We start from the raw sequence: 22,985 nt of genomic DNA on the forward strand, positions 1-22,985 counted from the left end.
ATTTTTTTTAAAAGAATTAAATTCCACCTAACTTCATACCTAGGAAAGCAAGTAAGATTCCTAGACTATAACTTACTCCTAAATATATCATTAGGAATTTCCAATTTCTTTTTTCAATCAATTGTACATTCTCTAATTTAAATGTTGAAAACGTAGTATAGGCGCCCAGAAATCCAGTACCGAATAGAAGCGTTAAGGGCCCGCTTGTTCCCATTCCATAAATATAACCGAGAAGGAAGGAACCTGTTAAATTAACAAATAATGTTGCAATAGGAAAAGAAGGGGAGAGTTTGTTCTTTACCAAAATACTAATTGCATAACGTACGACTGCTCCAAAAAAACCTCCAATGGCAACGAGAAAAGCATTAATGAGCATAATTACTCTCCCCCTTCATCAGATTTTAAGAAAGAAGCAACACTTTGTTTTCGAAACCATTTTTTGCCCAATCGATACCCGAAAAAAGAAAACGATAAACCACCCCAAAGACTGAATAAAACATAAGCTGCAGCAGTACCCCATAAAGAGAGTTGAATTAAATGGACAGTTTCATAACTAAAAGTAGAGAAGGTTGTAAAGGATCCAACAAGACCAGTACCAAATCCAGTTAATATAAAGGGATGTATCTTTTTAATTTTGGATAAATAAGTTGTAAGCCAGCCAAGAATAAAACATCCAATCATATTGATAATAAAAGTTCCCAGAGGAAACGGAAAACTCCACCAATTACCTACACTAAAACCTAAATAATAACGTAGAAGGGCACCAATCATACCGCCAATTCCAACAGCAATATAGATCATCATTTCACCTCAACTTCAAGTATACAAAAAATTAGAGCACTATCCAAAAAGAGCAGGAGAAATCAGTTAATTATGATAATTTGATGTCATCTATGTTAGAAAGCTTGTTAATCTATTTATTTATTCTTAGAATAAAATTATAACAATTCTTGAAGGGATGGGAATAAATGTTTAGAAAAAGGACCGTTCTTTATACTCTGTTAGTATCGATATTTTTCATTACGGCCTGTTCTAATAAGAATGATGAAAGTATTGTGGATCAGAATAAAAAACATCCAATGCCAATGGGAGAAGAAACAGCCGGTGCAGATGTTTTACCAAAGTTTTTGGCAAATACATCAGAAACAGTTCAAACCATTTATCAAGCAGCAGCCTCACACAAGGAATTATTAGAGCATATGCCATGCTATTGCGGTTGTGGAGAAATGGGTCATCAAAATAACTATGACTGTTTTATACAAGAAAATAAACAGAATGGAGCAGTTGTTTGGGATGAACATGGGGTAAATTGTGATGTATGCTTAGAAATTGCTGCACAATCTGTTGTAGATTTTAATAAAGGAAAAACGATAAAAGAAATTCGGAAAGAGATTGACGAAAAATACAAAGAAGGTTATGCAAAACCAACACCAACACCTAATATCTAAAAGGGTGCCTCAAATGTTTCTAACATTTATGAGGCACCCTCAAGCATTTCGGAGAAATTTTCCTATATAACTTATTGTTTTCTTGTTACTTCGACATAGGATATATGCTGATCATCAATTTCTTTTACCTTAAAACAATATCCATCAGCTTCAATAACATCATCTTTTTTTACATTATATTTTTGCGTAAGGATCCAGCCGCCGATTGTATCTACTTCTTCTTCATTAAGATTGATACCTAATAGATCATTAACATCGCCAATTCGAACTTTTGCAGCAAAAAGATAGTGGTCTTTTGCGATTTTTCGGACTTCTGATATTTCATCTGTATCGAATTCATCACGGATTTCTCCGACAATTTCTTCTAAGATATCTTCAATGGTGACCAATCCTGCAGTGCCGCCATATTCATCGATTAAAATGGCCATATGTGTTCGCTCTTTTTGTAATCGAACTAATAAATCATGAATAGGAATACTCTCAATTACACGAATGATTGGTTTAACGAATCGATCAATTGGAATATTTTCAGTGATTATTTCTTTATTAATCCAAGCGGTTATCAACTCTTTTATATTAATTACCCCAATAATGTTGTCTTTGTCACCATCCATCACTGGGTAACGAGTATATCTTTCAATATTCACTGTGTCTAATACATCCTGGATAGTAGAATCTGATGAGATACACACAATTTCAGGACGAGGCACCATTATTTCCTTTGCGATTCGTTCATCAAATTCGAAAATATTATTAACATATTTAAACTCGGATTGATTAATTTCGCCTTTTCGATAACTCTCAGAAAGAATTAAACGCAACTCCTCCTCGGAGTGTGCTTGTTCATGCTCTGATGCTGGCTTTAGGCCAAACAATCCAGTAATAAAACGAGCAGAGCCATTTAACGCCCAAATAAACGGAAACATAATTCTATAAAACCAAATAAGCGGTTTTGAAACTAATAGTGTGATGGTTTCAGCTTTCTGTATAGCAAGTGTCTTTGGTGCAAGCTCTCCGACTACTACATGCAAAAAAGTAATAATCAGAAATGTAATAATTACAGAGACTGTATAGGAAACCGAACTCGGCATATTCCACTGATGAAAGATCTTTTCGATTAATTTACCAACAGTAGGTTCACCTAACCAACCAATTCCAAGTGCAGTTACAGTTATACCAAGCTGACATGCAGACAAATATTCATCTAAACTACTAATTACTCTTCTTGCTGAGACAGCATTCTTATTACCATCTTGTATAAGCTGATCAATTTTTGTTGATCGTACCTTTACAACAGCGAACTCTGCCGCAACAAAAAAAGCAGTTAATGCAATTAAAATCATCAAAACTATTAAGTTTACTATGTCCAATTATTTTCTCCACAAACGTGGAGGTTCACCTCCGAAAATTTCAATTTTTATAATGTTTCCATTATAATATACCATTTTTTAAATGAAAAAAGTTTAACTTTAGATGTATAAAAATCGAATTTTGTAGTTTTTTTAATATTACATAATAAAAGATCATTTTAAAATTATTCATTTTTTCTTGTAAAAATTGTCTAATTAAGGTATAAAAGAAAAAATATATAATAATTTCAGATAAGTATGAATTGAAAGAGGGATAAAATGAAAAATATTCAAATTAGGTTAGCTACTGATAAAGAAGGAAGTTGTATTATTGATTTGCTAAAAGAGACAGCCCTATGGATTAAAAATAAAGGAATTGACCAATGGACATATTTATTAGATGGAGGAGAAGACGAGGAGATCATTCAATGTATCGTCAATAAAGAGACTTATGTAGTAATTAACGATGAAGAAATAATGGCTACCTTTACGCTGTATTTGGACCAAAATGATTGGGATAAACATATTTGGGGAGAAGTGCCACCAGATTCAATCTATTTACATAGGCTAGCAGTAAAACCGAAATATATGAAAAATGGAATTAGTAAAGAAATTTTTAATTGGATTAATAATAACATTCAAACAGATAAGAAATATTTAAAGCTAGATTGTGTATGCGGGAACGAAAAATTAAATCAATTTTATCAAAATAGTGGTTTTGAATTTTTGGGTGTGTCAAATGAGCATAGTAAATATCAAAAATTATTATAAATGGCTTTGTTAATTTAACCGGGAGGAATAAAGATGGCGGATTTTAAAAGATACGATGATTTATTTTCATTTAAAAAAGATACTTTCCCATACCTGGAAAAAAATGAAGTGGTAAATAATTTAATTATGGGATTACTTAAAAATGGTGAAAATGTACAACCAACCTTAATGGCAACTCTAATAAAAGAAAAAGAAATTATATTAGTGCTATTACAAACTGATCCTGAAAGAAATATTATTCTATCACATACAAATCAAGTGATAGATAAAGAGCTAGAGACTATTACTCATCATTTAATTGAAGAATTGAAGGAAGCTCCTGGATTAGAAGGGGATCGAAATCTTGTGTTAAAACTAGGTGAAAAACTATCCACTTCATGTGGAATTCAATTTGAAATCCGAATGAAGCAAAAAATCTATAAGCTGGAAAAAGTGAAAAAAGCTCCAATAGGTGTTGGTGCATTAAGAAAAGTTAATTTAACTGATTTGCCAATCATTAGTGAGTGGGTATATCAATTTTGTGTAGATGTAAATGAACCAATAACAGTAGAAGATGCAAGGAAAAAAGCAGAAGAAGTAATTAATAGACAAAGATTATATGCATGGGAAATAGATGGGAAAATGGTTTCTATGGCTAATGCAACAAGGCCCACACAAAATAACATAACCATTAGTTTAGTTTATACGCCTGCAGATGAAAGAAAAAAGGGTTATGCTTCAAATTGTGTTTCTGCTCTAAGTCAATTCATGCTAGATCAAGGTTATAAAACTACTAGTCTATATACAGATTTGGATAACCCTACCTCTAATAAAATTTATATGGAAATAGGTTATGAAGAAGTAGCAGAATCTATTGTTATTCGGAAACATTAAAACTTATATAGAACCTAAAAAGGAAAGTGAACAGTTTAAAGTTCACTTTCCTTTTCCAGCTGTCTAGTAATCCAATGAAATATTAAATGATATACATCTATCTTATTTTTTTCGTTCAGCATTTCATGTCTTCCATCTGTGAAAAATTTCGATTCTATGTTTTCTAATCCGTTCCTTTTATATTGCTGAATGACTTTTTGAACTCCCTTTGAGTAACCGCCTACCGGATCTTCGGTACCACTGAAAATAAATATTGGAAGTTCTTTTGGAATATTTTGAATCAGCCGGTTATCATGAATCATTTCTAAACCTTTTAAAAGATCATAAAAATATCCAGCGCTGCACACAAAGCCGCAAAGTGGATCATTCATATATTTTTCAACTTCATCGGGGTCACTGGAAAGCCAGTCAAATTCTGTTTTTAGGTTAGAAAAATGTTTATTATATGATCCAAATGAAAGTCGATTCAGTAAAGGACTAGGTGTTTTTAACCCGTGTTTTCGAATTTCTCGTTTCGCAATCTGCTTACCTAACTTTCCTGTTAAACCCGGATTCCCACCGGTACCAGATATGATAACACCAGTAATTGATTCACCATACCTTTGAATATATCTTCTCGCTAAAAAAGAGCCCATGCTGTGCCCTAATAAAATAATAGGAACATCTTTATATTCTTTTTGAATGAGCAAGTTAACAGCATAGAGGTCGTCAACGGCTCGCTCAAAGCCTTCCTGTTCAGAAAAAAATCCAAATAATCCAGCTTTTTCCCCTGTACGCCCATGTCCTCTATGGTCGTTTCCATAAACAAAGATATTATGCTGGACTAAAAATTTTGCGAAATCATCATATCTTTCAATATGCTCAGCCATTCCATGTGAAAGTTGAACAATGGCATTAGGCTGTTCGTTCAGGTTTTCCCACTTCTTCACAAATACCTCAACTTGATCATCCATTTTCAAAAAGGTAGATGTTACCTCCATTAAATTACCTCCCTCGACCAATAAAATACCATGTTTAAAAGGTTAATATAATTATTGCATATATTTAGGAAAAAAAGCATCATAAACAATATGCTATTGAAATTTGTAATATTTAGGTGTATTTGTATTATTTTAAGAAAAATAACAGGTTATCCTATTTTAATATTAGTTATGGTAAAATAATAAATAAATTCTATTTCAAAAATTCATATTAGTTAGACTCGAGAAATAAATATATTTTCAAATATTGATGGGAGAGTTTCAAGTGTGTGTATTAAGTATTAGACAACTAGAAAAACGAATTGGAAATACCACTATATTTCCTCAAATCGATTTATCCATTCATAATGGTGAAGCAGTAGCCATTCAATGTAATGTTGAGGTAAGTGCTCACCTTATTCAAATATTAATAGGAGAATCATCCCCTTCGGGCGGTGAAATTTTATTTTTAAAAGAAAAATACGATTCTTATAAAAGTTTATGTAAAAAGGTAGGAATTGTATTACTTAATGAAGGGGTATATGATCGCTTAACACCCTTTGAGTATTTAACTTTTTATAAAAGGCTTTATGAGGCGGATACTGATGTGAATCAGTTGCTAAATAGAATAGGGTTAAACAAGAGGGGAAGAATTGACAAATTATCATTCTCTGAAAAAAAACGACTGCAAATTGGGCGTGCAATAATTCATAATCCAGATCTGTTAATTATTGAGGAACCGATTCAAAACGTGGATATTGAAAGCCATTATATTATCCAAAATTTGATTTCAGATTTTACTGATCAGGGAAAAGCTGTACTCATTACAACGAGTAATCTAGAGAATGCAATAATGATGACGAATGAAGTGTACATACTAAATTCAGATGGAATAAAAAAGCTAGATGTAGTCGATGAAACAGTGAGTCAAAACGAAGAAGAAATGAATCTTCTTAGTGTGGAGGAGGTCTCCGTTTCTCAAGACGAGGAAGACGTTGCAAATGAAGAAATTCCAATGAGTTCTACACCATTTCGGTTTGAAAAAATTCCTGCTAAAGTGAATGACAAAATCATCTTGTTGGATCCTACTGAGATTGATTACATCGAAAGTAATGATGGGGTATCAAATTTACATGTGAAGGGTGAGATATTTCCATGTACTTATCCATTAAACCAGCTTTTTGATCGGCTTTATCCATTTGGCTTTTTCCGTTGTCATCGTTCCTATATTGTAAATCTGCAAAAGGTAAGGGAAGTCATTACTTGGACAAGAAATAGCTATAGTTTAGTTTTGGACGATGCAAAGAAAAGTTCGGTTCCTTTGTCTAAAGGTAAATTAAATGAGCTAAAAGAAATCATCGGAATTTGAAAGAAAATCGATCGGCTTTTTTAGGATGAATTACGCTCCATTCATCGAAAAAAATACTCCATTCACCATGAATTATACTCTTTTCACCTTGATATTACTGCGTTTTCCTTATTGTGCTGCTAAACTAAGGTCAAGCAAGTAAATGAATGGTGAGAGGGAGTAGAAAAATGGAAAATGTCATTGAAGTGAAACAATTAGTGAAGTCATTTGGAAACAAAATGGCACTTAAAAATGTAACATTCAATATAAATAAAGGTGAAACGTTCGGATTTTTAGGACCAAGTGGATCGGGGAAAACGACGACAATTAAAATATTAACTTCACAATTAAATCATACTGCTGGTGAGGTTAGTGTTTTTGGTAATCCTTTAAAAAAACTAAAGGATCCTTCCTATATGAAGAGAATTGGAATTTTGACGGATAATAGCGGATTATATGAACGTCTTACAATATATGATAATTTAGCATTCTTTTGCAAGTTGTATGATGTCAATGAGAAGCAAATTGACGAGGTTCTTGAATCTGTAAATCTATTAAAAGACAAAAACACAGTTGTCCAAAAGCTGTCTAAAGGAATGAAGCAAAGGGTAACATTAGCTCGTGCAATCATACATAAACCTGATTTATTATTTTTAGATGAGCCTACATCTGCTCTTGATCCAGTGAATACAAAGCATATTCATGATGGGTTAAAAAAATTAAATCAACAAGGCACGACGATCTTTTTAACCACACATGATATGCAAGAAGCAGAGGATCTTTGTGATCGTGTAGCCTTTTTACATCAAGGGGAGATTAAATTGCTTGATACACCTCAAAACCTACGATTAAAATATAGCGATTCATCTATTAAGCTTTTATTAAAAGGAGATCGCGAGGTTATCGTTCAAAAAGATGAAGAAGGCGCGGACAAGATTTATCAATATATGAAAAATAATGAAGTAATTTCAATTCATTCAAATGAACCAACACTTGGAGATATATTTGTACAATTAACGGGGAGGGCATTATCATGACATTTTCATTAAAAAGAGTACAGGCAATTTTTATTAAAGATTGGAAGGATTTATTAAAGAATTCGTATATTCTTTTCACAATGGCTCTTCCATTAGCTCTCGCTGCATGGCTCGGCCGTGTCGGTACCGATAATGATCTTTTTCACTCCATGCCGATTAGTTTAGCTTTAGTGATTGCAGGCTGCTTCGTACAAGCTGCAATGGTAGCGGAAGAAAAAGAAAAGAATACGTTAAGGGGTTTATTACTATCGCCTGCAAATACGATGGAAATTTTGGTTGGAAAGAGTGCATTAACATCAGCAGTAACAGTTGTAGTCATTATTGGTTCAATTTTTCTTAGCGAATTCAAAGTTGTATCGATACCGATGTTTTCATTGCTTATTCTATTAAACTTAATTATTTTTGTATCAATCGGAACGATTCTTGGTTTATTATCAAGAACGGTAATGGAAACATCAATTATTGGAATGCCAGTTATTCTGATTTTTGGGATGGGTTCAATGGTAAACTCATTAATCGATAATAAAACCATTCAAACAATTTTAACTTACTTGCCTAGCGAACAATTTAGTAAAGCTTGGCTAGAGTTAAGTAAGGGTGGGGGAATAGGCAGTATTGGTGAACACTTACTTATCTTAATTATTTGGTGTCTTGTTTCATTGGTACTCACTGTTATCATTTATGGGAAACGTCGATTTGATTAATGCTGGAATTTTTGTAAAGGGTACACATTACATAGAAATTCTTTTTGATGAACCTTGGAAAGCAAGAAAGGGGAAGAACCCCCTTTCTTGCTGAAAATGCTTTTTTATTTACCTAGTCATTGGTTTAAATTCAATTTCATAAAACGGAAAGCCTTCTTCCTCTTCTGGAATAGGAGTATATCCAAGCTTAGTATAGAAGCTTGATGAGGTAGGATTTGCATTCCAAGTAAACCAATTAGAGCCGTTTTCTTTAGCCCATGATTTAATTGTTTCGAAGATTGCTGTAGCTACACCTTGATTTCTATACTCCGAAAGTACAAATAAATCATGAAATCTTGTTGTCTTTGTTCCAGCTCTTAAGTGATACCCATAATCCTGTGCCCATCCGTAACCTGCAATCCTATCATCAACTAGAGCAATTGGAAGTAAATAATTTGTGCTTTCAATAACTGAATGAAATCTTATTTCAGCCTGCTCTTTACTGTCAGTTGCCCCTCTTTTTTCAAGGAGGCTCCAAACTTGCTCCCAATCATTAGAAGAAGCTAGCTTTATCATGACATTTTTTGTGTTCATGCTAATTCTCCTTAAATTTAATATAGTAATAGATTACAAAGGTAGCGCCATAAGGATCGTAGGTAATGAATGCCCAAAAAATTCTGCGGTATATTCTTTTGCTACTTTAAAACCTTTAGATTCATAAAAAGCTTTCCCAATTTTATTATCTTTTTCTACTTCGACAAGAAGTCGATCTATTCCATTTAATTGTGTTATTCCATGTTGTAATAACTTTGAACCGACGCCGCCTTTTTGAAATTGCGGGAGAAGGTAAATAGCTGCTAATACTGCAGATTTATTTTCTACATCGATGTTTGAAAAACTAGCGAACCCAGCTACTTTTTCGTTCACTTCTGCAACAAGAAATATTGTATTTTGCAGTCTGTATTCCAATGATTGTTCAGAATACGCATTTTTAAGAAAATCCTCCTGGACGTCAGCATGAATAATTCCTTCGTAAGTTTGATTCCAAGAAATTTTAGCAACTTGTTGAATATCAGGAATATCTTCATGTATAGCCTTTCTAATAGAAATCGTTTCGATCATTTCCATCACCTCTTTAGTAAAAAATTCGACATATGTTTACTATTTCCCTTTATTGAAATTTATGGTGGAAAGCAGGAGGTTAGGGATCGCGTGGAGAAAGAATTAGTAAATAAAGTAACTAACAGGTGATGTGTATGAACAGCGAGCATATAAGAATTACTGAGGAAGCTATTAAATATATGCGAAATCATTTATCAGAAGATCTAACATCAGAACAACTAGCATCTAGTGTTGGATATAGTACTTATCATTTTATAAGGATTTTTAAAGATGTTACAGGAATTTCACCGAGACATTATCTTTCAGCCTTACGAATTGAAGCAGGAAAGGATCATTTAAGCCATTCACCTTCATCTATATTAAAAATATTATTATCGATAGGATTTCAAAGCATAGGGTCTTTTAGTACTCGATTTAAGCAGTTTGTCGGACAATCACCAAGAGATTTCCGGCAAAAGATGAATACTTTACACCAACACTTTATTCAATATCAAACGAAAGAGATTAGTCCTTTTGTAGAAAAAAATCAAACACCCAGTATTTCATTTAATATTAAAACACCTTCCAGTTTTAAAGGAATCATATTTGCAGGCTTGTTTCCACGTCCAATACCTGATCAAAGACCAGTAGTTGGAACTGCCTTTAATCATCAAAAAAAGATGTGTACGTTTTCGAATGTTCCTAAAGGTGATTATTATTTATTGATAGCTGGAATTCCTTGGAATTCAAATCCATTAAAATGTTTTTCTAGCGATCGTTTATTACGTGGGAAGTATGAAAGGGTAATACAAATGAAAGAAAGTACAAACGAGCATGTCACTATTCAATTACGGGAACCGTTACCATACGATCCACCTATTGTTATTAATTTACCATTACTATTATTTGAAAAAAATAGAGCAAACTAAGAGAACTTTTTGTTTCAAGTTTAATTTATAGTATAAATAAATAAGGGAGGAGATAAATATGCTAAATCAAGTTGGAGTACTAAGCATTCAAGTTCATAATATGGAAAAGTCAGTGGATTTTTATACAAATGTACTAGGATTTGAAATTTCAAAGAGGTACGGTGAAAATATTGTTACATTAAAACAGGAGGCATTCACTATTGTTTTAGAAACGGCAGAAGAAGTACATACAAATCCAAAACAATATGTCTTGCCAGGAATAATATCCGAAAATTTAGATGGTGATATTGTAAACCTTAAATCAAAAGGTGTAAAAATGGTGTTTGATGAACCACGACCATGTCCGCCGGGCCGCTATACAATAATAGAGGATCCAACAGGAAATCAACTTGAGTTAATTGAGTTTTCAAAGTAAGTAGGTGTTTCTGGTGATCTATGAAATGACAGTCCAAGTGCGTGTTACTAACAAAGAAGAAGGACAAAAATGGTATGAAACATTATTAAATAAAAAACCCGATTTTATTCCACATGAAGGGTTTGCAGAATGGGAGCTAATTCCAGGATGTTGGCTTCAAGTAGCAGAAGGTGTCCCGACAAAAGGAAGCGGACCCATTCGTTTAGGTGTTACCAATATTGAAGCAGAACGTGATAGATTAATAAAAGAGTTAAAAATTGATTGCTTTGAAATCTATTCAAGAAAAGAAGTTCCGGTTAAATGGGGCACTTTTACAGACCCTTGGGGAAATCGTCTTGGATTGTTTGAATATTTGAGTGAAGACGAAAGAGAAGAACGTATTAAAACAGTCTTAAATAGTTTTGGAAAATAAAGACCTTCCTTTGAAGGTCTTTATTTTCGTTGTAAAAGAAGCTAGTGTATCCACAAATGTAATAAATTCAAATCACATATCTTCGGAATGAATCTCTTTAATCAGTCTAGCTGGATTTCCGCCAACTACCACATTATCTGGAACATCCTTCGTAACAACTGATCCAGAGGCAACTACAACATTATTTCCAATTGTTACTCCTGGATTAATGACAGAGCGACCCCCGATCCACACATTGTTGCCGATAGTGACTGGTTTTCCGTATTCAAGTCCGCTGTTTCTTTCTGTAGGATCGAGAGGGTGGGTAGCGGTATAAATATGTACACCTGGTGCAAGCATGCAATTATCTCCAATATGAACTGGACAAACATCCAAAAAGACGCAATCAAAGTTGGCATAGAAGTTGTTACCAACATGAATATTATAGCCATAATCACATTTAAAGGAAGGTTCAATATAAATAGAGTTTCCAATGGTACCAAATAAATCTTTTAAAATTGCTGTTCGTTTTTCTAATTCAGTTTCAAGTGTAAGATTAAACTCTCGTGTCATTTTTCTTGCAGCGAGTCTATCCTCCACAAGTTCTGAATCTGAAGCAACATATAATTCACCTAAAATCATTTTTTCCTTTTCTGTTCTCAAAATTAACTCCCCTTTCAATTATTGAGGTTTTTCAAAAGCTAGTTTAATAGCGAATCCGACAAGAACCGCTCCAGTAATCCCTTGAATGAATTTTTGTGTCTTAGGTTTTTTCATAAAAACACTAATTCTATTAATTAATAAAATATAAAACACGAACCAAAGAGCAGTTAGGATTGTATAAGTGATTCCCATGGTAAGAAATTGGCTCATCGAATTCGCGTGAGGATTTAAAAATTGTGGTAAAAAGGTTAGAAAAAATACTGCAACTTTAGGATTTAAAAGATTAGTTAGGAAGCCTTGGCGAAAACAGGAATGGTGGCCTTTTGTAGGAAGATCTTTATCAGTTTCACTGTCAATATCTTTTCTTAATGATAGCAAAGTTTTTACACCTAAATAAATTAAATATATGGCACCTATATATTTAATGATGGAAAATAATAATGCAGACTTAACGATTATAGCTGACAATCCTAAAATTACTGCAAGAGTATGGATACATAATGCACAGCAAGTTCCCAATAAAGTCTGGATACCGCCTAATCGACCAAGTGATAAAGTATTCCTGGTGGTAATTGCAGTGTCAGGACCGGGTAAGATAATCAAACATATCGACATAAAAGCAAACACAAAAAAGTTTGACATTTAAATTCCACCTTTCCACATAGAATCTATTCAGAATATTTTAACATGGAATTTATCATAAGGGGACATTGAATCCGTTATTGTTATTAAATGTCACTAATGTAAGGGCTAAGTGGACACTGAGTACGTTATTTACGAAAAAAGGCAGAGAAATCACTGTTTTTTTATAAAATAGCGGAACCATTGTCCGCAAACTTAAGGAATGATCCCATTATGACACAAATAGCGGAACTAGTGTCCTCAAAGCACAGATACTAATTAATATGCTATTTCACTACTTCACCACAGTAACTGAACTATTTATCCTATTTAAACCAGCCTTTTTTCATAAACCAAATCGACATACCTGCACCAATTAAGAACATAATGAAGAGGACAATGAAATAGCCGAATTTCCAATGTAATTCTGGCATTATGTCAAAATTCATGCCGTATATACCAGCAATCATTGTTAATGGCATGAATATCGTAGTAATGACTGTCAGTACCTTCATTACCCGATTGGTTTGATGAGCATTTAAAGATAAATAACTATCACGGATATCCGCTGTGAGTTCTCGATTTGCCTCAATCATACTTGCTAATTTCAACAGATGGTCTTGTATGTCTGTAAAATAGGCGGATCTACTTTGAATACCATGTAAACGATGAGAATTTAACATACGATATAGTAAATCACTCATCGGTGTAATGGTTTGTCGCATAGACAGTAAATCATGTCTTGTATCAAACAAACTTTCTAATAATTCTTCCATCGATTCCGCTTTTGAATTATCCTCTATTTCATTAAGACGATCTTCTAATTTATATATAATAGGAAAATAATTGTCCACAATTTTATCCATTACTTGATATAAGATTAAATAGGAGTCCCATTCCTCAGATAAATCGTTATTTTCAACAAGAGACCAAACATCATTGATTTCTTTTGATTCATGATGGTGAAAAGTAACAATATAATTTTCACCTAAAAAAATATTAATTTCTTCTTTTAATAATTCATTTGGATGAAGGCTATGGATGACAAAAAAAGTATGATCATCATAATAATCCAATTTTGGTCTTTGTAATTTGTATATACAATCCTCAATAGCTAACGGATGAAATTTTAAAGGGTTTCGGAGGTTTAAAATTTCTTCATCGGTTGGATGGTCAAAATCAATCCAATACCAAAGGTAATTCGAAGAGATTAATTCATCAATAGGAACATCTTTTACAAGCTTATTTTCAAGAGTTATTGCCAAAGTATGTATCATTTTTTATCCCTCATAAAATAGTAAACATGGTCCCATAATATAATTCCATGCTTTTAAGTTGTGTATAACCGAATTTTTGTTAAAATTCATTATACTCCTAAATAGTATCATACAAAATAATACAGGTGACAATTTCTTGTCACCAATTTTTAAAAAGGTAAGAAAGTATAACATTTACTATGGACATTAGACATGAAAAGTGTTTGCTGTGTCTAGCTCCAGCGCCTATCGGCTAGCGTATTTCTCCGTCTTCTCCCTACGATAAGTCAACATCGACTCGTCCCTCGCCGTGTTTCCTTTATCTCAGTCGAAGACTACGAAATCCGTACGCTAGAGCTGCGGCGCTTACGCTTTTCTTGTAATATCACTTCTTTACAACTGGCAACCTTACATGGCTAGGATATTCCCTTGAATGGTAAACTGTTTGTTGTGCAACTGCAAAATCAGTATCTGCAGCAGGATCATTTCCAGTATTATGATTCGGAAATATAGCATTTTTTGCACCTGAAGTTATTGCAACTCGAATACGATGTCCTTTTTTAAATAAATGAGCAATTTTAGACATTTTGATTTCGTAACTTTCGATGCGATCCGGTTCAAGTAACTTTGGTTTTTCGTACGAATTTCTATATCTTGCCCGAATGATTCCATCAGATAATCGAATAGAATCTCCAGCTTCGTTCACATCGGTCAGGCGGACGAGCCAATCGGTATCCTTAGCAGAACTTGCCGCATAAATTACAGCAAGTATATCACCAGCAATTTCTAAGTCTTCTTCTAATGGCTGAGAAGTATAGACTAATACATCATTTCGCATTTCAACATCACGGTAGTTTTCTGGAACACTGCACTCATTTTCTGAAACATCAATTAAGTATGGAGCAGGGTTTTTGGGATCGAAAACATAATGATCACTCGTTTCGATAAGAGAAGGTTTATTTTCTAGCACACCATCCCCTAAACTTGTTTGGGCATTCCCATTACTATGCAAATAAAGGTTAGTAAATGATGCATTTTCAGGAGGCCAACAGTCTGCTTTCTTCCACTCATTTGCACCAACAGTATAGAATTCAACTGTGGATTCTTTTTCAACGCCATTTTCAATCCCTTTTAAAAAACGGTCATACCAACGCTGACATAATAAATCAAGATCATAGCGAATTGCATTTAATCCGAATTGGACATTGTGTATTTCTCTCGTAGCATTTGAGTTGTGATACCAAGGCCCGAGGATTAATCGTTGGTTCGCGCGTCTGTGCTGTTGGTTTAATTCCCATGCTTCCGTAGTACCGTTTCCATCATCATCATACCAACCAGAAATATACAATGCCGGCACATTAATCTTCTGACCGAATCGAGTCCAATCAAATGAAGCCCAAAATTCATCATAATCAGGATGCTCCATCCACTCATCCCAAAATGGAATCTCGCTACCCAGGGCTTTTTGGGGGATATCCTTTATCGGACGTACATTTAAAACCTCATCCCAATCATCACGATTCATTGCATCCCGGTTAGTTCGTTGTTTAGCCATCATAAAAATCCATGCCATTAAACCTGAAGAATATATCCCTTTTTGTCGAGGAATATCCCCAAACGGACTTCCAGCTGTAACAATACTAATAATTGCTTTTAAGTGAGGGTTCCCGCTAGCAGCGGCAGCCCATTGCACAAATCCACTGTAGGAAGAACCAATCATCCCAACATTTCCATCAGACCAACCTTGAGTGGCAATCCAATTTAATGTATCATCCCCATCATTGATTTCATGATACATTGGCAGCCACTCACCCTCAGAATCCTCACGCCCTCTCACGTCCTGAGAGATAACAGCAAACCCTCTTTGGACAAAACGGAGCTTATTAAGCCCGTATTTCATTCTTCCATATGGTGTTCGTATTAATACGGCGGGGATACGTTTATTTTGGGGTAAATCCTTAGGCAGCCAAACCTCTGTAGCTAATTTCACACCATCCCGCATCATCACATCAATTTTACCTAAATGATTGACATCATATTCTGCCGGAGAAAGGAGATCATCCTTCCATATGCCGATAGGAGTTAGATGCTCAAAACCTTGTTCGACCATAACCGCACTTTCTACTCCTTCATGATAAAGAAAAGCAACGATACGGTCTTGATCAACAACTAGGTCGATCGGTTGTTTTCCGTTGGACATGACATAAATCCAAGTAGAGTCTGAAACCTTTTGATATCTTTGAAAATGCTCACCTGATTTCAATTGGACGCTTTTCTGTTCTGTCCATTTAAAATTTTTCCCTTCATGAAGAATGTTATTTATTCGATCCAATGAAAAAACACATGAATCGATGTTTTTATTTACATATTGAATTTCTGTTCTATCCCCAATTATTATTTTTGCATGTAAAATACCTGAGCAATAATATAAAAATTCCAATCTTCTTCCTCCTTTTTTATGCAATTAAATATATTTTCTCGATTCCCCTATACTACTCCTTTAAAAAATAAAATATTAATAACATTCCTAATATTAAATGGTGAAATTTACGATATAATAAAAATATCTATAGAATTGGAAAGTGATACCATGAGGGGGAGGTCAATCTGAAATCGATTATTGGAATAACGCCCAATGTTGACTTTGATTGGAAACATACATTGGCTAATGACTATATGCAAGCTGTCATTCAAGCAGGGGGAATACCTGTCATATTACCTATGGGAATGGAAGAAGATATCGAAGAAATTACTAATAGAATTGATGGACTGATTTTGTCTGGAGGCGGTGATATTGATCCAACATTATTTGGTGAAGAACCCCACCCAAAACTAGGATCAATTTCACCTGGAAGAGATAATTATGAAATTAAAATAATACAAAAAATGCTTCAATTAAATAAGCCGATCTTAGCAATTTGTCGAGGTATACAAATACTGAATATAGCTGTCGGCGGTAATATGTTTCAGGATATTTATAGCCAGATAGAATCGCCATTAATCCAGCATTCACAGAATGCTGTTAGGTACCACCCATCACACTACGTGTATGTTGAAAAAAATAGCATGCTATCTGAAATAACAGGATGTACAGATTTTAAAGTAAATTCCTTTCATCATCAAGCTGTAAGGAATGTTGTGGAGCCACTAAAGGTGGTTGCACGTTCATCGGATGGAGTAATTGAAGCGGTTGAGAGTTCTGTACACAGATTTGTACTAGGAGTACAATGGCATCCTGAACCATTGGCTGTGCACGGGGACCATATCTCTCAAAAAATCTTTCAACGTTTCATACAATCTAGTTTATGAGGTGAAAAAATGGAAATTATTGATCTACATTGTGATGCATTAATGAAATTAGCGGATGGGAAGGGCAAAATTAGCTTTGCTGACTCATCAGATCTAGATACGAATAAAACACGCCTTCAAAAAGGTGATGTTAAAGTTCAGTGCTTTGCTATCTTTATCGAACCTGAAATTAAATCTGATCAGAAATTTCAAGCAGCATTAGACCAAATATATTATTTTAAAAATGAAGTACTTGGAAAAAATCATGAAATGAAGCAGATTACGAGCTGGAATGATTTTGATCATTTAAAGGAAAATGAAATAGGTGCGATGTTAACACTGGAGGGTGTTGATGCCATCGGAAATGATTTGCAAAAATTGAGTATTTTACATGAATTAGGCGTTCTTTCTGTAGGATTAACTTGGAATAATGCCAATCTAGCTGCAGATGGAGCTGGCGAACCTCGTGGAGCAGGTTTAACTACATTTGGTAAAGAAATTGTTCAATTTAATAATCGACATCAAATTCTAACCGATGTTTCCCATTTATGTGAAAAGGCATTTTGGGATGTGATGGATATAGCTGACTATCCTATTGCAAGCCATTCTAATGCAAAAGAATTATGTAATCATGTAAGGAATCTAACAAATCAACAAGCAAGAGCTATGTTTGACAAAGGCGGTTTAATTCATGTCGTATTTAACCCACCATTTATTAAGGAAAGTGGCAAAGCTTCCATCTCCGATCTAATTAAACATATTGACCATTTTTGTGCATTAGGCGGTGTGGATCAAATCGGATTTGGCTCTGATTTCGATGGTATTTCAAAGAAAGTGTTGAAACTAGAAGATTCATCTATGTATCAAAATTTGGTGAATGAACTATTAAAATACTATTCAGAGGATCAGGTAAGGGGTTTTGCTTATCAAAATTTCCTACAAGCCCGTCCTAATTATAGAGTGTAAGAGAATATTCTTCTATTTATGGCAATCGGTTATCATCTGATTGCCATATTTTTATTTTTGATATTTATAAAACTCCGAAAAAATAATTTTGATATAGTTTCCAATATATAGTATTGAAAATTTAGACTAATTAATATAATCTAAATATATCAACTTTTTATTTCAGAGGATGATTTTTACAAAGGAGGAATGTTAAATCATCAGTCATATGATTGATGATACGGCATTATTACGAAAAAGAGAGTGTGATGAAAATGGGGAAATACATATTTAAAAGATTCATGGCCATGTTAGTTACTATTTGGGTCATTACGACATTAACCTTTTTTTTAATGCATTCCATTCCTGGCTCCCCTTTCAACCAGGAACGTAATACAAGTGAAAGCGTTCGCAAGAATTTAGAAGCACATTATCATTTGGATAAACCACTATATGAACAATATTTTACTTACTTAAAATCTATTGCACAATTTGATTTTGGACCTTCAATTAAGAAGCCGTCACAAACAGTAAATGATATGCTGGGACGAGGGTTTCCAGTATCTTTTGAGTTAGGAATTACCGCTTTAATTATTGCCATTGCATCCGGGATTACTTTAGGTGTATTAGCAGCCTTAAAACATAATGGTGTAATTGATTACATAGCAATGACCATCGCAGTACTAGGAATATCAATCCCTAACTTTGTAATGGCAACATTATTAATCCAGCAATTCGCAGTTAACTGGCACCTATTACCTGCCGCTACATGGGCAAGCACAAAACATATGATTCTCCCTACCGCTGCTCTTGCTACTGGTCCTATGGCGATCATTGCCCGCTTAACACGATCGAATATGTTAGAAGTATTAACTCAGGATTATATTAAAATGGCAAGGGCTAAAGGGCTATCCCCGGTAAAAATTATAATTAAGCATGCATTGAGGAATGCATTAATGCCAGTCGTCACAATTTTAGGTACCTTAACTGCAGGCATTCTAACAGGAAGCTTTGTTATTGAAAAAATATTTGCCATTCCAGGAATGGGTAAATACTTTGTAGACAGCATCAATTCTCGTGACTATCCAGTTATTATGGGGACCACTGTGTTTTACAGCGTATTTCTTATCATTATGTTATTTGTCGTTGACTTAGCTTATGGGGTGCTAGATCCGCGAATTAAGCTACATAAAAAGGAGTGAACTCACGTGGACGCTTTAAAACAGGAGGAGCATCAATTTAATTCAGACGTACCTAATGAATGGTTCGTTCCATTGAATAAGGAAAAAGGGATAGCAGAAGCTGTTGTGCGTCCAAGTATTTCTTATTGGAAAGATGTTTGGATAAGGCTATTTAAAAACAAGCTTGCCATGCTTGGCTTAATTATATTAGTGATCCTTATTCTTATGGCAATATTTGGGCCTATTCTCTCATCGCAGAGTGACACAAGACTAAACTTTAAGAATCAAAACCTTCCACCTTCATCTTCACATTGGTTTGGGACAGACAATTTAGGTCGCGATATTTTTGCGAGAACTTGGGATGGTGCTAGAATTTCCCTATTTGTAGGTATTATGGCTGCCCTTATTGATTTTTTAATAGGAGTTATTTATGGCGGTATTGCCGGTTACAAAGGTGGTAAAATTGATAACCTCATGATGCGGATAGTGGAAGTGTTGTACGGTCTGCCATACTTACTTGTTGTTATTCTATTAATGGTTGTTATGGGACCCGGATTGAAAACCATCATTGTTGCCTTAACGGTAACAGGATGGGTCGGAATGGCCCGAATTGTCCGTGGGCAGGTATTGCAAATAAAAAATTATGAATATGTTTTAGCATCAAAAACATTTGGAACAAAAACGTCAAGAATTATTCGAAAAAGTCTATTACCAAATACTATGGGAACGATCATCGTCCAAATGACTTTAACTGTACCAAGTGCGATTTTCGCAGAGGCCTTTCTAAGCTTTATTGGCTTAGGGATAGCTCCTCCATTTGCAAGCTGGGGAGTAATGGCTAATGATGGATTGCCGGCGATAACATCTGGATACTGGTGGACATTATTCTTTCCTGCATTTTTTATATCACTAACTATGTTTGCTTTTAATGTTCTAGGTGATGGCTTACAGGATGCCCTTGATCCGAAGTTAAGGAGGTAATATCGATGGAAAACGTCTTAGAAATTCAGAATCTTCACGTTTCTTTCACAACCTATGGAGGGATTGTGAAAGCGGTAAGAGGGGTTCATTTAGAACTAAAAAAAGGTGAGACATTGGCTATTGTTGGTGAATCTGGATGTGGCAAAAGTGTCACATCACAAAGTATTATTCGCCTTATACCAAAAACATCAGGAAAAATAACAGACGGCTCGATTCTTTTTAAGGGGAAGGATTTAACAAAAATCACTGAAAAGGAAATACGATCGATTCGAGGATCGGAAATCTCTATGATTTTTCAAGATCCAATGACCGCTTTGAACCCTACTTTAACAGTAGGTGATCAATTGATCGAAGCGATAAAACAACATAAAGAAGTTACAAAAACAGAAGCGAAAAAAAGAGTCATAAATATACTCAATCTTGTTGGAATATCCAATCCGGAAGAACGATTAAAACAGTATCCACACCAATTTAGCGGTGGGATGAGGCAGAGAATTGTAATTGCAATGGCACTTATTTGTGATCCAGAGATTATTATTGCTGATGAACCAACAACCGCATTAGATGTAACGATTCAGGCTCAAATATTTGAATTATTTAAAGAAATTCAGAAAAAAACCGGTGTTTCTATTATCTTAATAACCCATGACCTTGGGGTTGTAGCTCAAGTAGCAGATAGAATTGCTGTCATGTATGCTGGGAAAATTGTTGAAACAGGGATAAGAAAAGAAATTTTCTATAAGCCAAAGCATCCATATACAAAAGGTTTGTTAAGTTCTGTGCCAAGGCTTGATTTGGAAGAAGAGAATTTAGTACCTATCCCAGGATCACCGCCAGACCTGTTTGCACCACCTGTAGGGTGTCCTTTTACTGCAAGGTGTTCGTTTGCGATGGAGGTGTGTGAAAAGGTATATCCTAATACTTATAGCTTTTCAGCGAATCATCATGTATGTTGCTGGTTGCAAGACGAAAGAGCAAGATCTGTTCAGTTTTCGGCTATGGGTCAAGGCTCATAGATGAAATAAATTTATAAGGAATGAGGGGGAAAATGATGAGAAAATTTTTTGGGATAGTAGTAGCGCTTTTTTTAACGTTTTCTTTAGCTGCTTGTACAACTACAAAAGATGTCGGTAACAAGGACAATCAAGGCAAAAAAGATAATGAGGACAAGAAGCCTGAACAAGTGCTCCATTTAAATAACAGCCAAGAGCCGACGTCGTTTGATCCGCCAATTGGTTTTGACTCAGTTTCTTATAGTGCCTTGAACAATCTCATGGAAGGGTTGACTCGCTTAGGGAAAGATCATAATCCAGAAGCAGCAACAGCCAAGAATTGGGATGTAAGTTCAGATGGAAAAACGTATACATTTCACATTCGCAGTAATGCTAAATGGTCAAATGGAGACCCAGTTACGGCAGGTGACTTTGAATTTGCCTGGAAAAGACTATTAGATCCAGACACAGCATCACCTGCTGCATTCCTAGGCTATTTCATTGAAGGTGGAGAAGCTTTTAATACAGGTAAAGGATCTAAAGACGCTGTCAAAGTGAAGGCAGTAGATGAAAAAACATTCGAAGTTGTTTTAACAAGTCCGCAAGCATATTTCTTAAGTGTAATTGCGAATCCAGTCTTTTTCCCAATTAATCAAAAGGTGGCAGAGGCAAATCCAAAGTGGTTCGCAGAAGCAGATTCTTTTGTTGCTAATGGTCCATTTAAATTAACAAAGTGGGAACATGATAGTAATATGGTAATGGAGAAAAACGAAAATTATTGGGATGCAGCTAATGTCAAGTTAGATAAAGTTACTTGGGCAATGGTGGATGACCCGACAACAGAATATCAAATGTTTCAATCAGGAGAACTTGACACATCAGGTATCCCACCTGAATCTAGTGAGCAAATTTTTAAGGAAGGTAAAGCGATTGTTGAAGATCAAGCTGGAACGTATTTCTATCGCTTTAATGTAACAAAGGAGCCATTCAAAAATGTAAATATTAGAAAAGCTTTTGCGATGGCGATTGATCAACAACAAATCGTTGATTATGTAACAAAAAATAAAGAAAAAGCTGCACATGGTTTCGTTTCATATGGTTTTAGTCAACCAGATGGACAGGATTTCCGTGATGCAGGTGGAGATTTATTTAATTTTGACCCGAAAGAAGCAAAAGCCCTTTTGGAAAAAGGCATGAAGGAAGAAGGATATAAAAAACTTCCGGCAGTTACATTAACATATAGCACAAGCCCAAATCATAAAAAAATCGCAGAAACGATGCAAGGGATGCTAAAGGAAAATTTAGGTGTTGACGTAAAGCTAGCTAATATGGAATGGAATGTTTTCACAGAAGAGCAAACGAAATTAAAATTTCAACTTTCAAGAAGCTCATTCCTAGCGGATTATGCTGATCCAATCAACTTCCTTGAAAATTTCACAACAGGTCTTGCGATGAATCGAACTGGTTGGAGTAATAAAAAGTATGACCAATTAATTAAAGACGCGAAAAATGAAGCAGATGAAAATAAACGCTTTGAAATAATGCACGAAGCTGAAAAACTTTTATTTGATGAAATGCCGCTCTTCCCACTTTATTTCTATAACCAAGTTACACTACAAAAAGATAATGTAAAAGGTATTGTCCGTCATCCTGTTGGTTATTTAGAACTTAAATGGGCGTATGTTGAATAAGGCTCTTTTCTAATACTTTGTTGCTATTTGTAATAAAGTAAAAATCTAGTAGGATTTTTACGA

The 22,985-nt window shown here is 34.6% G+C and carries 25 protein-coding genes; 15 read left to right on the forward strand and 10 right to left on the reverse strand.

The features are described from left to right. Positions 1 to 16: 16 nt before the first annotated feature. Together crcB (ACQKP0_RS10920) and crcB (ACQKP0_RS10925) are read right to left on the reverse strand one after the other, a co-directional pair. Entirely contained in the window at positions 17 to 376 is a 360-nt protein-coding gene (gene crcB, locus ACQKP0_RS10920) for a fluoride efflux transporter CrcB (RefSeq protein ID WP_427405874.1), read from the reverse strand. 2 nt (positions 377 to 378) lie between these two features. Then, the gene (gene crcB / locus ACQKP0_RS10925; RefSeq protein WP_427406088.1) at positions 379 to 801 is read right to left on the reverse strand and encodes a fluoride efflux transporter CrcB; all 423 of its coding nucleotides are present in this window, start codon (positions 799 to 801) and stop codon (positions 379 to 381) included. A 167-nt stretch (positions 802 to 968) separates the two neighbouring features. Between crcB (ACQKP0_RS10925) and ACQKP0_RS10930 the strand changes: the two genes are divergently transcribed. Further along, the gene (locus ACQKP0_RS10930) at positions 969 to 1,448 is read left to right on the forward strand and encodes a PCYCGC motif-containing (lipo)protein (RefSeq protein ID WP_427405875.1); all 480 of its coding nucleotides are present in this window, start codon (positions 969 to 971) and stop codon (positions 1,446 to 1,448) included. 71 nt (positions 1,449 to 1,519) lie between these two features. Here the strand turns inward: ACQKP0_RS10930 and ACQKP0_RS10935 are convergent, their stop codons facing one another. After that, positions 1,520 to 2,818, reverse strand: a complete 1,299-nt coding sequence (locus ACQKP0_RS10935; RefSeq protein WP_427405876.1) for a hemolysin family protein — start codon at positions 2,816 to 2,818, stop codon at positions 1,520 to 1,522. Positions 2,819 to 3,076: 258 nt separating this feature from the next. Here ACQKP0_RS10935 and ACQKP0_RS10940 point away from each other — a divergent pair, with 258 nt between their 5' ends. After that, positions 3,077 to 3,568 carry a GNAT family N-acetyltransferase gene (locus ACQKP0_RS10940; protein WP_427405877.1) on the forward strand — a complete coding sequence of 164 codons (492 nt, stop codon included), beginning with the start codon at positions 3,077 to 3,079 and terminating at the stop codon, positions 3,566 to 3,568. Between the two features lie 33 nt (positions 3,569 to 3,601). Continuing rightward, positions 3,602 to 4,441, forward strand: a complete 840-nt coding sequence (locus ACQKP0_RS10945) for a GNAT family N-acetyltransferase (RefSeq protein WP_427405878.1) — start codon at positions 3,602 to 3,604, stop codon at positions 4,439 to 4,441. 35 nt (positions 4,442 to 4,476) lie between these two features. Here the strand turns inward: ACQKP0_RS10945 and ACQKP0_RS10950 are convergent, their stop codons facing one another. Beyond that, positions 4,477 to 5,421: a lysophospholipase gene (locus tag ACQKP0_RS10950; protein WP_427405879.1), complete on the reverse strand. Its 945-nt coding sequence runs from the start codon at positions 5,419 to 5,421 to the stop codon at positions 4,477 to 4,479. 265 nt (positions 5,422 to 5,686) lie between these two features. On the opposite strand from ACQKP0_RS10950, the gene ACQKP0_RS10955 reads away from it, so the two are divergent. The 3 genes from ACQKP0_RS10955 (at position 5,687) to ACQKP0_RS10965 (ending at position 8,489) form a co-directional block, all read left to right on the forward strand. Then, the gene (locus tag ACQKP0_RS10955; RefSeq protein ID WP_427405880.1) at positions 5,687 to 6,769 is read left to right on the forward strand and encodes a LytTR family transcriptional regulator DNA-binding domain-containing protein; all 1,083 of its coding nucleotides are present in this window, start codon (positions 5,687 to 5,689) and stop codon (positions 6,767 to 6,769) included. A gap of 167 nt (positions 6,770 to 6,936) precedes the next feature. Then, positions 6,937 to 7,785, forward strand: coding sequence for an ABC transporter ATP-binding protein (locus ACQKP0_RS10960; protein ID WP_427405881.1), 849 nt, complete (start codon positions 6,937 to 6,939; stop codon positions 7,783 to 7,785). Continuing rightward, entirely contained in the window at positions 7,782 to 8,489 is a 708-nt protein-coding gene (locus ACQKP0_RS10965; RefSeq protein WP_427405882.1) for an ABC transporter permease, read from the forward strand. The genes ACQKP0_RS10960 and ACQKP0_RS10965 overlap by 4 nt, the downstream gene beginning before the upstream one ends. A 108-nt stretch (positions 8,490 to 8,597) precedes the next feature. Here ACQKP0_RS10965 and ACQKP0_RS10970 read toward each other — a convergent pair whose 3' ends face one another. Both ACQKP0_RS10970 and ACQKP0_RS10975 read right to left on the reverse strand, forming a co-directional pair. Next, positions 8,598 to 9,062: a GNAT family N-acetyltransferase gene (locus ACQKP0_RS10970; protein WP_427405883.1), complete on the reverse strand. Its 465-nt coding sequence runs from the start codon at positions 9,060 to 9,062 to the stop codon at positions 8,598 to 8,600. Between the two features lie 33 nt (positions 9,063 to 9,095). After that, entirely contained in the window at positions 9,096 to 9,590 is a 495-nt protein-coding gene (locus tag ACQKP0_RS10975) for an N-acetyltransferase family protein (protein ID WP_427405884.1), read from the reverse strand. Positions 9,591 to 9,724: 134 nt separating this feature from the next. On the opposite strand from ACQKP0_RS10975, the gene ACQKP0_RS10980 reads away from it, so the two are divergent. Genes ACQKP0_RS10980 through ACQKP0_RS10990 form a run of 3 tightly spaced genes read left to right on the forward strand, consistent with a single transcriptional unit; the run spans position 9,725 to position 11,325 of the window. After that, a complete protein-coding gene (locus ACQKP0_RS10980) occupies positions 9,725 to 10,498 on the forward strand; it encodes a helix-turn-helix domain-containing protein (protein WP_427405885.1) in 774 nt (257 codons plus the stop codon). A gap of 58 nt (positions 10,499 to 10,556) precedes the next feature. Beyond that, positions 10,557 to 10,913 carry a VOC family protein gene (locus tag ACQKP0_RS10985; protein ID WP_427405886.1) on the forward strand — a complete coding sequence of 119 codons (357 nt, stop codon included), beginning with the start codon at positions 10,557 to 10,559 and terminating at the stop codon, positions 10,911 to 10,913. A gap of 13 nt (positions 10,914 to 10,926) precedes the next feature. Continuing rightward, positions 10,927 to 11,325, forward strand: coding sequence for a VOC family protein (locus tag ACQKP0_RS10990; protein ID WP_427405887.1), 399 nt, complete (start codon positions 10,927 to 10,929; stop codon positions 11,323 to 11,325). Between the two features lie 72 nt (positions 11,326 to 11,397). On the opposite strand, the gene maa is transcribed toward ACQKP0_RS10990, so the two are convergent. The 4 genes from maa to ACQKP0_RS11010 form a co-directional block, all read right to left on the reverse strand. After that, the gene (gene maa / locus ACQKP0_RS10995; protein WP_427405888.1) at positions 11,398 to 11,967 is read right to left on the reverse strand and encodes a maltose O-acetyltransferase; all 570 of its coding nucleotides are present in this window, start codon (positions 11,965 to 11,967) and stop codon (positions 11,398 to 11,400) included. Positions 11,968 to 11,985: 18 nt separating this feature from the next. Continuing rightward, on the reverse strand, positions 11,986 to 12,609 hold the full coding sequence (locus ACQKP0_RS11000) for a LysE family translocator (RefSeq protein WP_427405889.1): 624 nt from the start codon (positions 12,607 to 12,609) through the stop codon (positions 11,986 to 11,988). 305 nt (positions 12,610 to 12,914) lie between these two features. After that, positions 12,915 to 13,865, reverse strand: coding sequence for a magnesium/cobalt transporter CorA (gene corA / locus ACQKP0_RS11005; protein WP_427405890.1), 951 nt, complete (start codon positions 13,863 to 13,865; stop codon positions 12,915 to 12,917). A gap of 364 nt (positions 13,866 to 14,229) precedes the next feature. Further along, positions 14,230 to 16,284, reverse strand: coding sequence for a CocE/NonD family hydrolase (locus tag ACQKP0_RS11010; protein ID WP_427405891.1), 2,055 nt, complete (start codon positions 16,282 to 16,284; stop codon positions 14,230 to 14,232). Between the two features lie 221 nt (positions 16,285 to 16,505). Here ACQKP0_RS11010 and ACQKP0_RS11015 point away from each other — a divergent pair, with 221 nt between their 5' ends. From ACQKP0_RS11015 to ACQKP0_RS11040, 6 genes are all read left to right on the forward strand, one after another. Beyond that, on the forward strand, positions 16,506 to 17,153 hold the full coding sequence (locus tag ACQKP0_RS11015; RefSeq protein WP_427405892.1) for a gamma-glutamyl-gamma-aminobutyrate hydrolase family protein: 648 nt from the start codon (positions 16,506 to 16,508) through the stop codon (positions 17,151 to 17,153). Between the two features lie 9 nt (positions 17,154 to 17,162). After that, positions 17,163 to 18,098: a dipeptidase gene (locus tag ACQKP0_RS11020; protein ID WP_427405893.1), complete on the forward strand. Its 936-nt coding sequence runs from the start codon at positions 17,163 to 17,165 to the stop codon at positions 18,096 to 18,098. A gap of 254 nt (positions 18,099 to 18,352) precedes the next feature. Continuing rightward, the gene (locus ACQKP0_RS11025) at positions 18,353 to 19,279 is read left to right on the forward strand and encodes an ABC transporter permease (protein ID WP_427405894.1); all 927 of its coding nucleotides are present in this window, start codon (positions 18,353 to 18,355) and stop codon (positions 19,277 to 19,279) included. Positions 19,280 to 19,285: 6 nt separating this feature from the next. Further along, a complete protein-coding gene (locus tag ACQKP0_RS11030) occupies positions 19,286 to 20,239 on the forward strand; it encodes an ABC transporter permease (RefSeq protein WP_427405895.1) in 954 nt (317 codons plus the stop codon). A 5-nt stretch (positions 20,240 to 20,244) separates the two neighbouring features. After that, positions 20,245 to 21,255 carry an ABC transporter ATP-binding protein gene (locus ACQKP0_RS11035; protein ID WP_427405896.1) on the forward strand — a complete coding sequence of 337 codons (1,011 nt, stop codon included), beginning with the start codon at positions 20,245 to 20,247 and terminating at the stop codon, positions 21,253 to 21,255. A 35-nt stretch (positions 21,256 to 21,290) separates the two neighbouring features. Beyond that, positions 21,291 to 22,922 carry a peptide ABC transporter substrate-binding protein gene (locus ACQKP0_RS11040; protein ID WP_427405897.1) on the forward strand — a complete coding sequence of 544 codons (1,632 nt, stop codon included), beginning with the start codon at positions 21,291 to 21,293 and terminating at the stop codon, positions 22,920 to 22,922. Positions 22,923 to 22,985 lie beyond the last annotated feature (63 nt).

This window comes from Heyndrickxia sp. NPDC080065, assembly GCF_050281185.1.
Taxonomy (GTDB): Bacteria; Bacillota; Bacilli; order Bacillales; family Bacillaceae_C; genus Heyndrickxia.

What these genes read in the sequence shown, in the direction of transcription:
- ACQKP0_RS11025 (WP_427405894.1), top strand. Translation starts at nt 18,353, where the DNA reads ATGGGGAAATACATATTTAAAAGATTCATGGCCATGTTAGTTACTATT.
- ACQKP0_RS10975 (WP_427405884.1), bottom strand. Translation starts at nt 9,590, where the DNA reads ATGATCGAAACGATTTCTATTAGAAAGGCTATACATGAAGATATTCCT.
- ACQKP0_RS10980 (WP_427405885.1), top strand. Translation starts at nt 9,725, where the DNA reads ATGAACAGCGAGCATATAAGAATTACTGAGGAAGCTATTAAATATATG.
- ACQKP0_RS10945 (WP_427405878.1), top strand. Translation starts at nt 3,602, where the DNA reads ATGGCGGATTTTAAAAGATACGATGATTTATTTTCATTTAAAAAAGAT.
- ACQKP0_RS11035 (WP_427405896.1), top strand. Translation starts at nt 20,245, where the DNA reads ATGGAAAACGTCTTAGAAATTCAGAATCTTCACGTTTCTTTCACAACC.
- ACQKP0_RS11020 (WP_427405893.1), top strand. Translation starts at nt 17,163, where the DNA reads ATGGAAATTATTGATCTACATTGTGATGCATTAATGAAATTAGCGGAT.
- ACQKP0_RS10985 (WP_427405886.1), top strand. Translation starts at nt 10,557, where the DNA reads ATGCTAAATCAAGTTGGAGTACTAAGCATTCAAGTTCATAATATGGAA.
- ACQKP0_RS10960 (WP_427405881.1), top strand. Translation starts at nt 6,937, where the DNA reads ATGGAAAATGTCATTGAAGTGAAACAATTAGTGAAGTCATTTGGAAAC.
- ACQKP0_RS11000 (WP_427405889.1), bottom strand. Translation starts at nt 12,609, where the DNA reads ATGTCAAACTTTTTTGTGTTTGCTTTTATGTCGATATGTTTGATTATC.
- ACQKP0_RS10970 (WP_427405883.1), bottom strand. Translation starts at nt 9,062, where the DNA reads ATGAACACAAAAAATGTCATGATAAAGCTAGCTTCTTCTAATGATTGG.
- ACQKP0_RS11040 (WP_427405897.1), top strand. Translation starts at nt 21,291, where the DNA reads ATGAGAAAATTTTTTGGGATAGTAGTAGCGCTTTTTTTAACGTTTTCT.
- ACQKP0_RS10965 (WP_427405882.1), top strand. Translation starts at nt 7,782, where the DNA reads ATGACATTTTCATTAAAAAGAGTACAGGCAATTTTTATTAAAGATTGG.
- crcB (WP_427405874.1), bottom strand. Translation starts at nt 376, where the DNA reads ATGCTCATTAATGCTTTTCTCGTTGCCATTGGAGGTTTTTTTGGAGCA.
- ACQKP0_RS10950 (WP_427405879.1), bottom strand. Translation starts at nt 5,421, where the DNA reads ATGGAGGTAACATCTACCTTTTTGAAAATGGATGATCAAGTTGAGGTA.
- crcB (WP_427406088.1), bottom strand. Translation starts at nt 801, where the DNA reads ATGATCTATATTGCTGTTGGAATTGGCGGTATGATTGGTGCCCTTCTA.
- ACQKP0_RS10930 (WP_427405875.1), top strand. Translation starts at nt 969, where the DNA reads ATGTTTAGAAAAAGGACCGTTCTTTATACTCTGTTAGTATCGATATTT.
- ACQKP0_RS10940 (WP_427405877.1), top strand. Translation starts at nt 3,077, where the DNA reads ATGAAAAATATTCAAATTAGGTTAGCTACTGATAAAGAAGGAAGTTGT.
- corA (WP_427405890.1), bottom strand. Translation starts at nt 13,865, where the DNA reads ATGATACATACTTTGGCAATAACTCTTGAAAATAAGCTTGTAAAAGAT.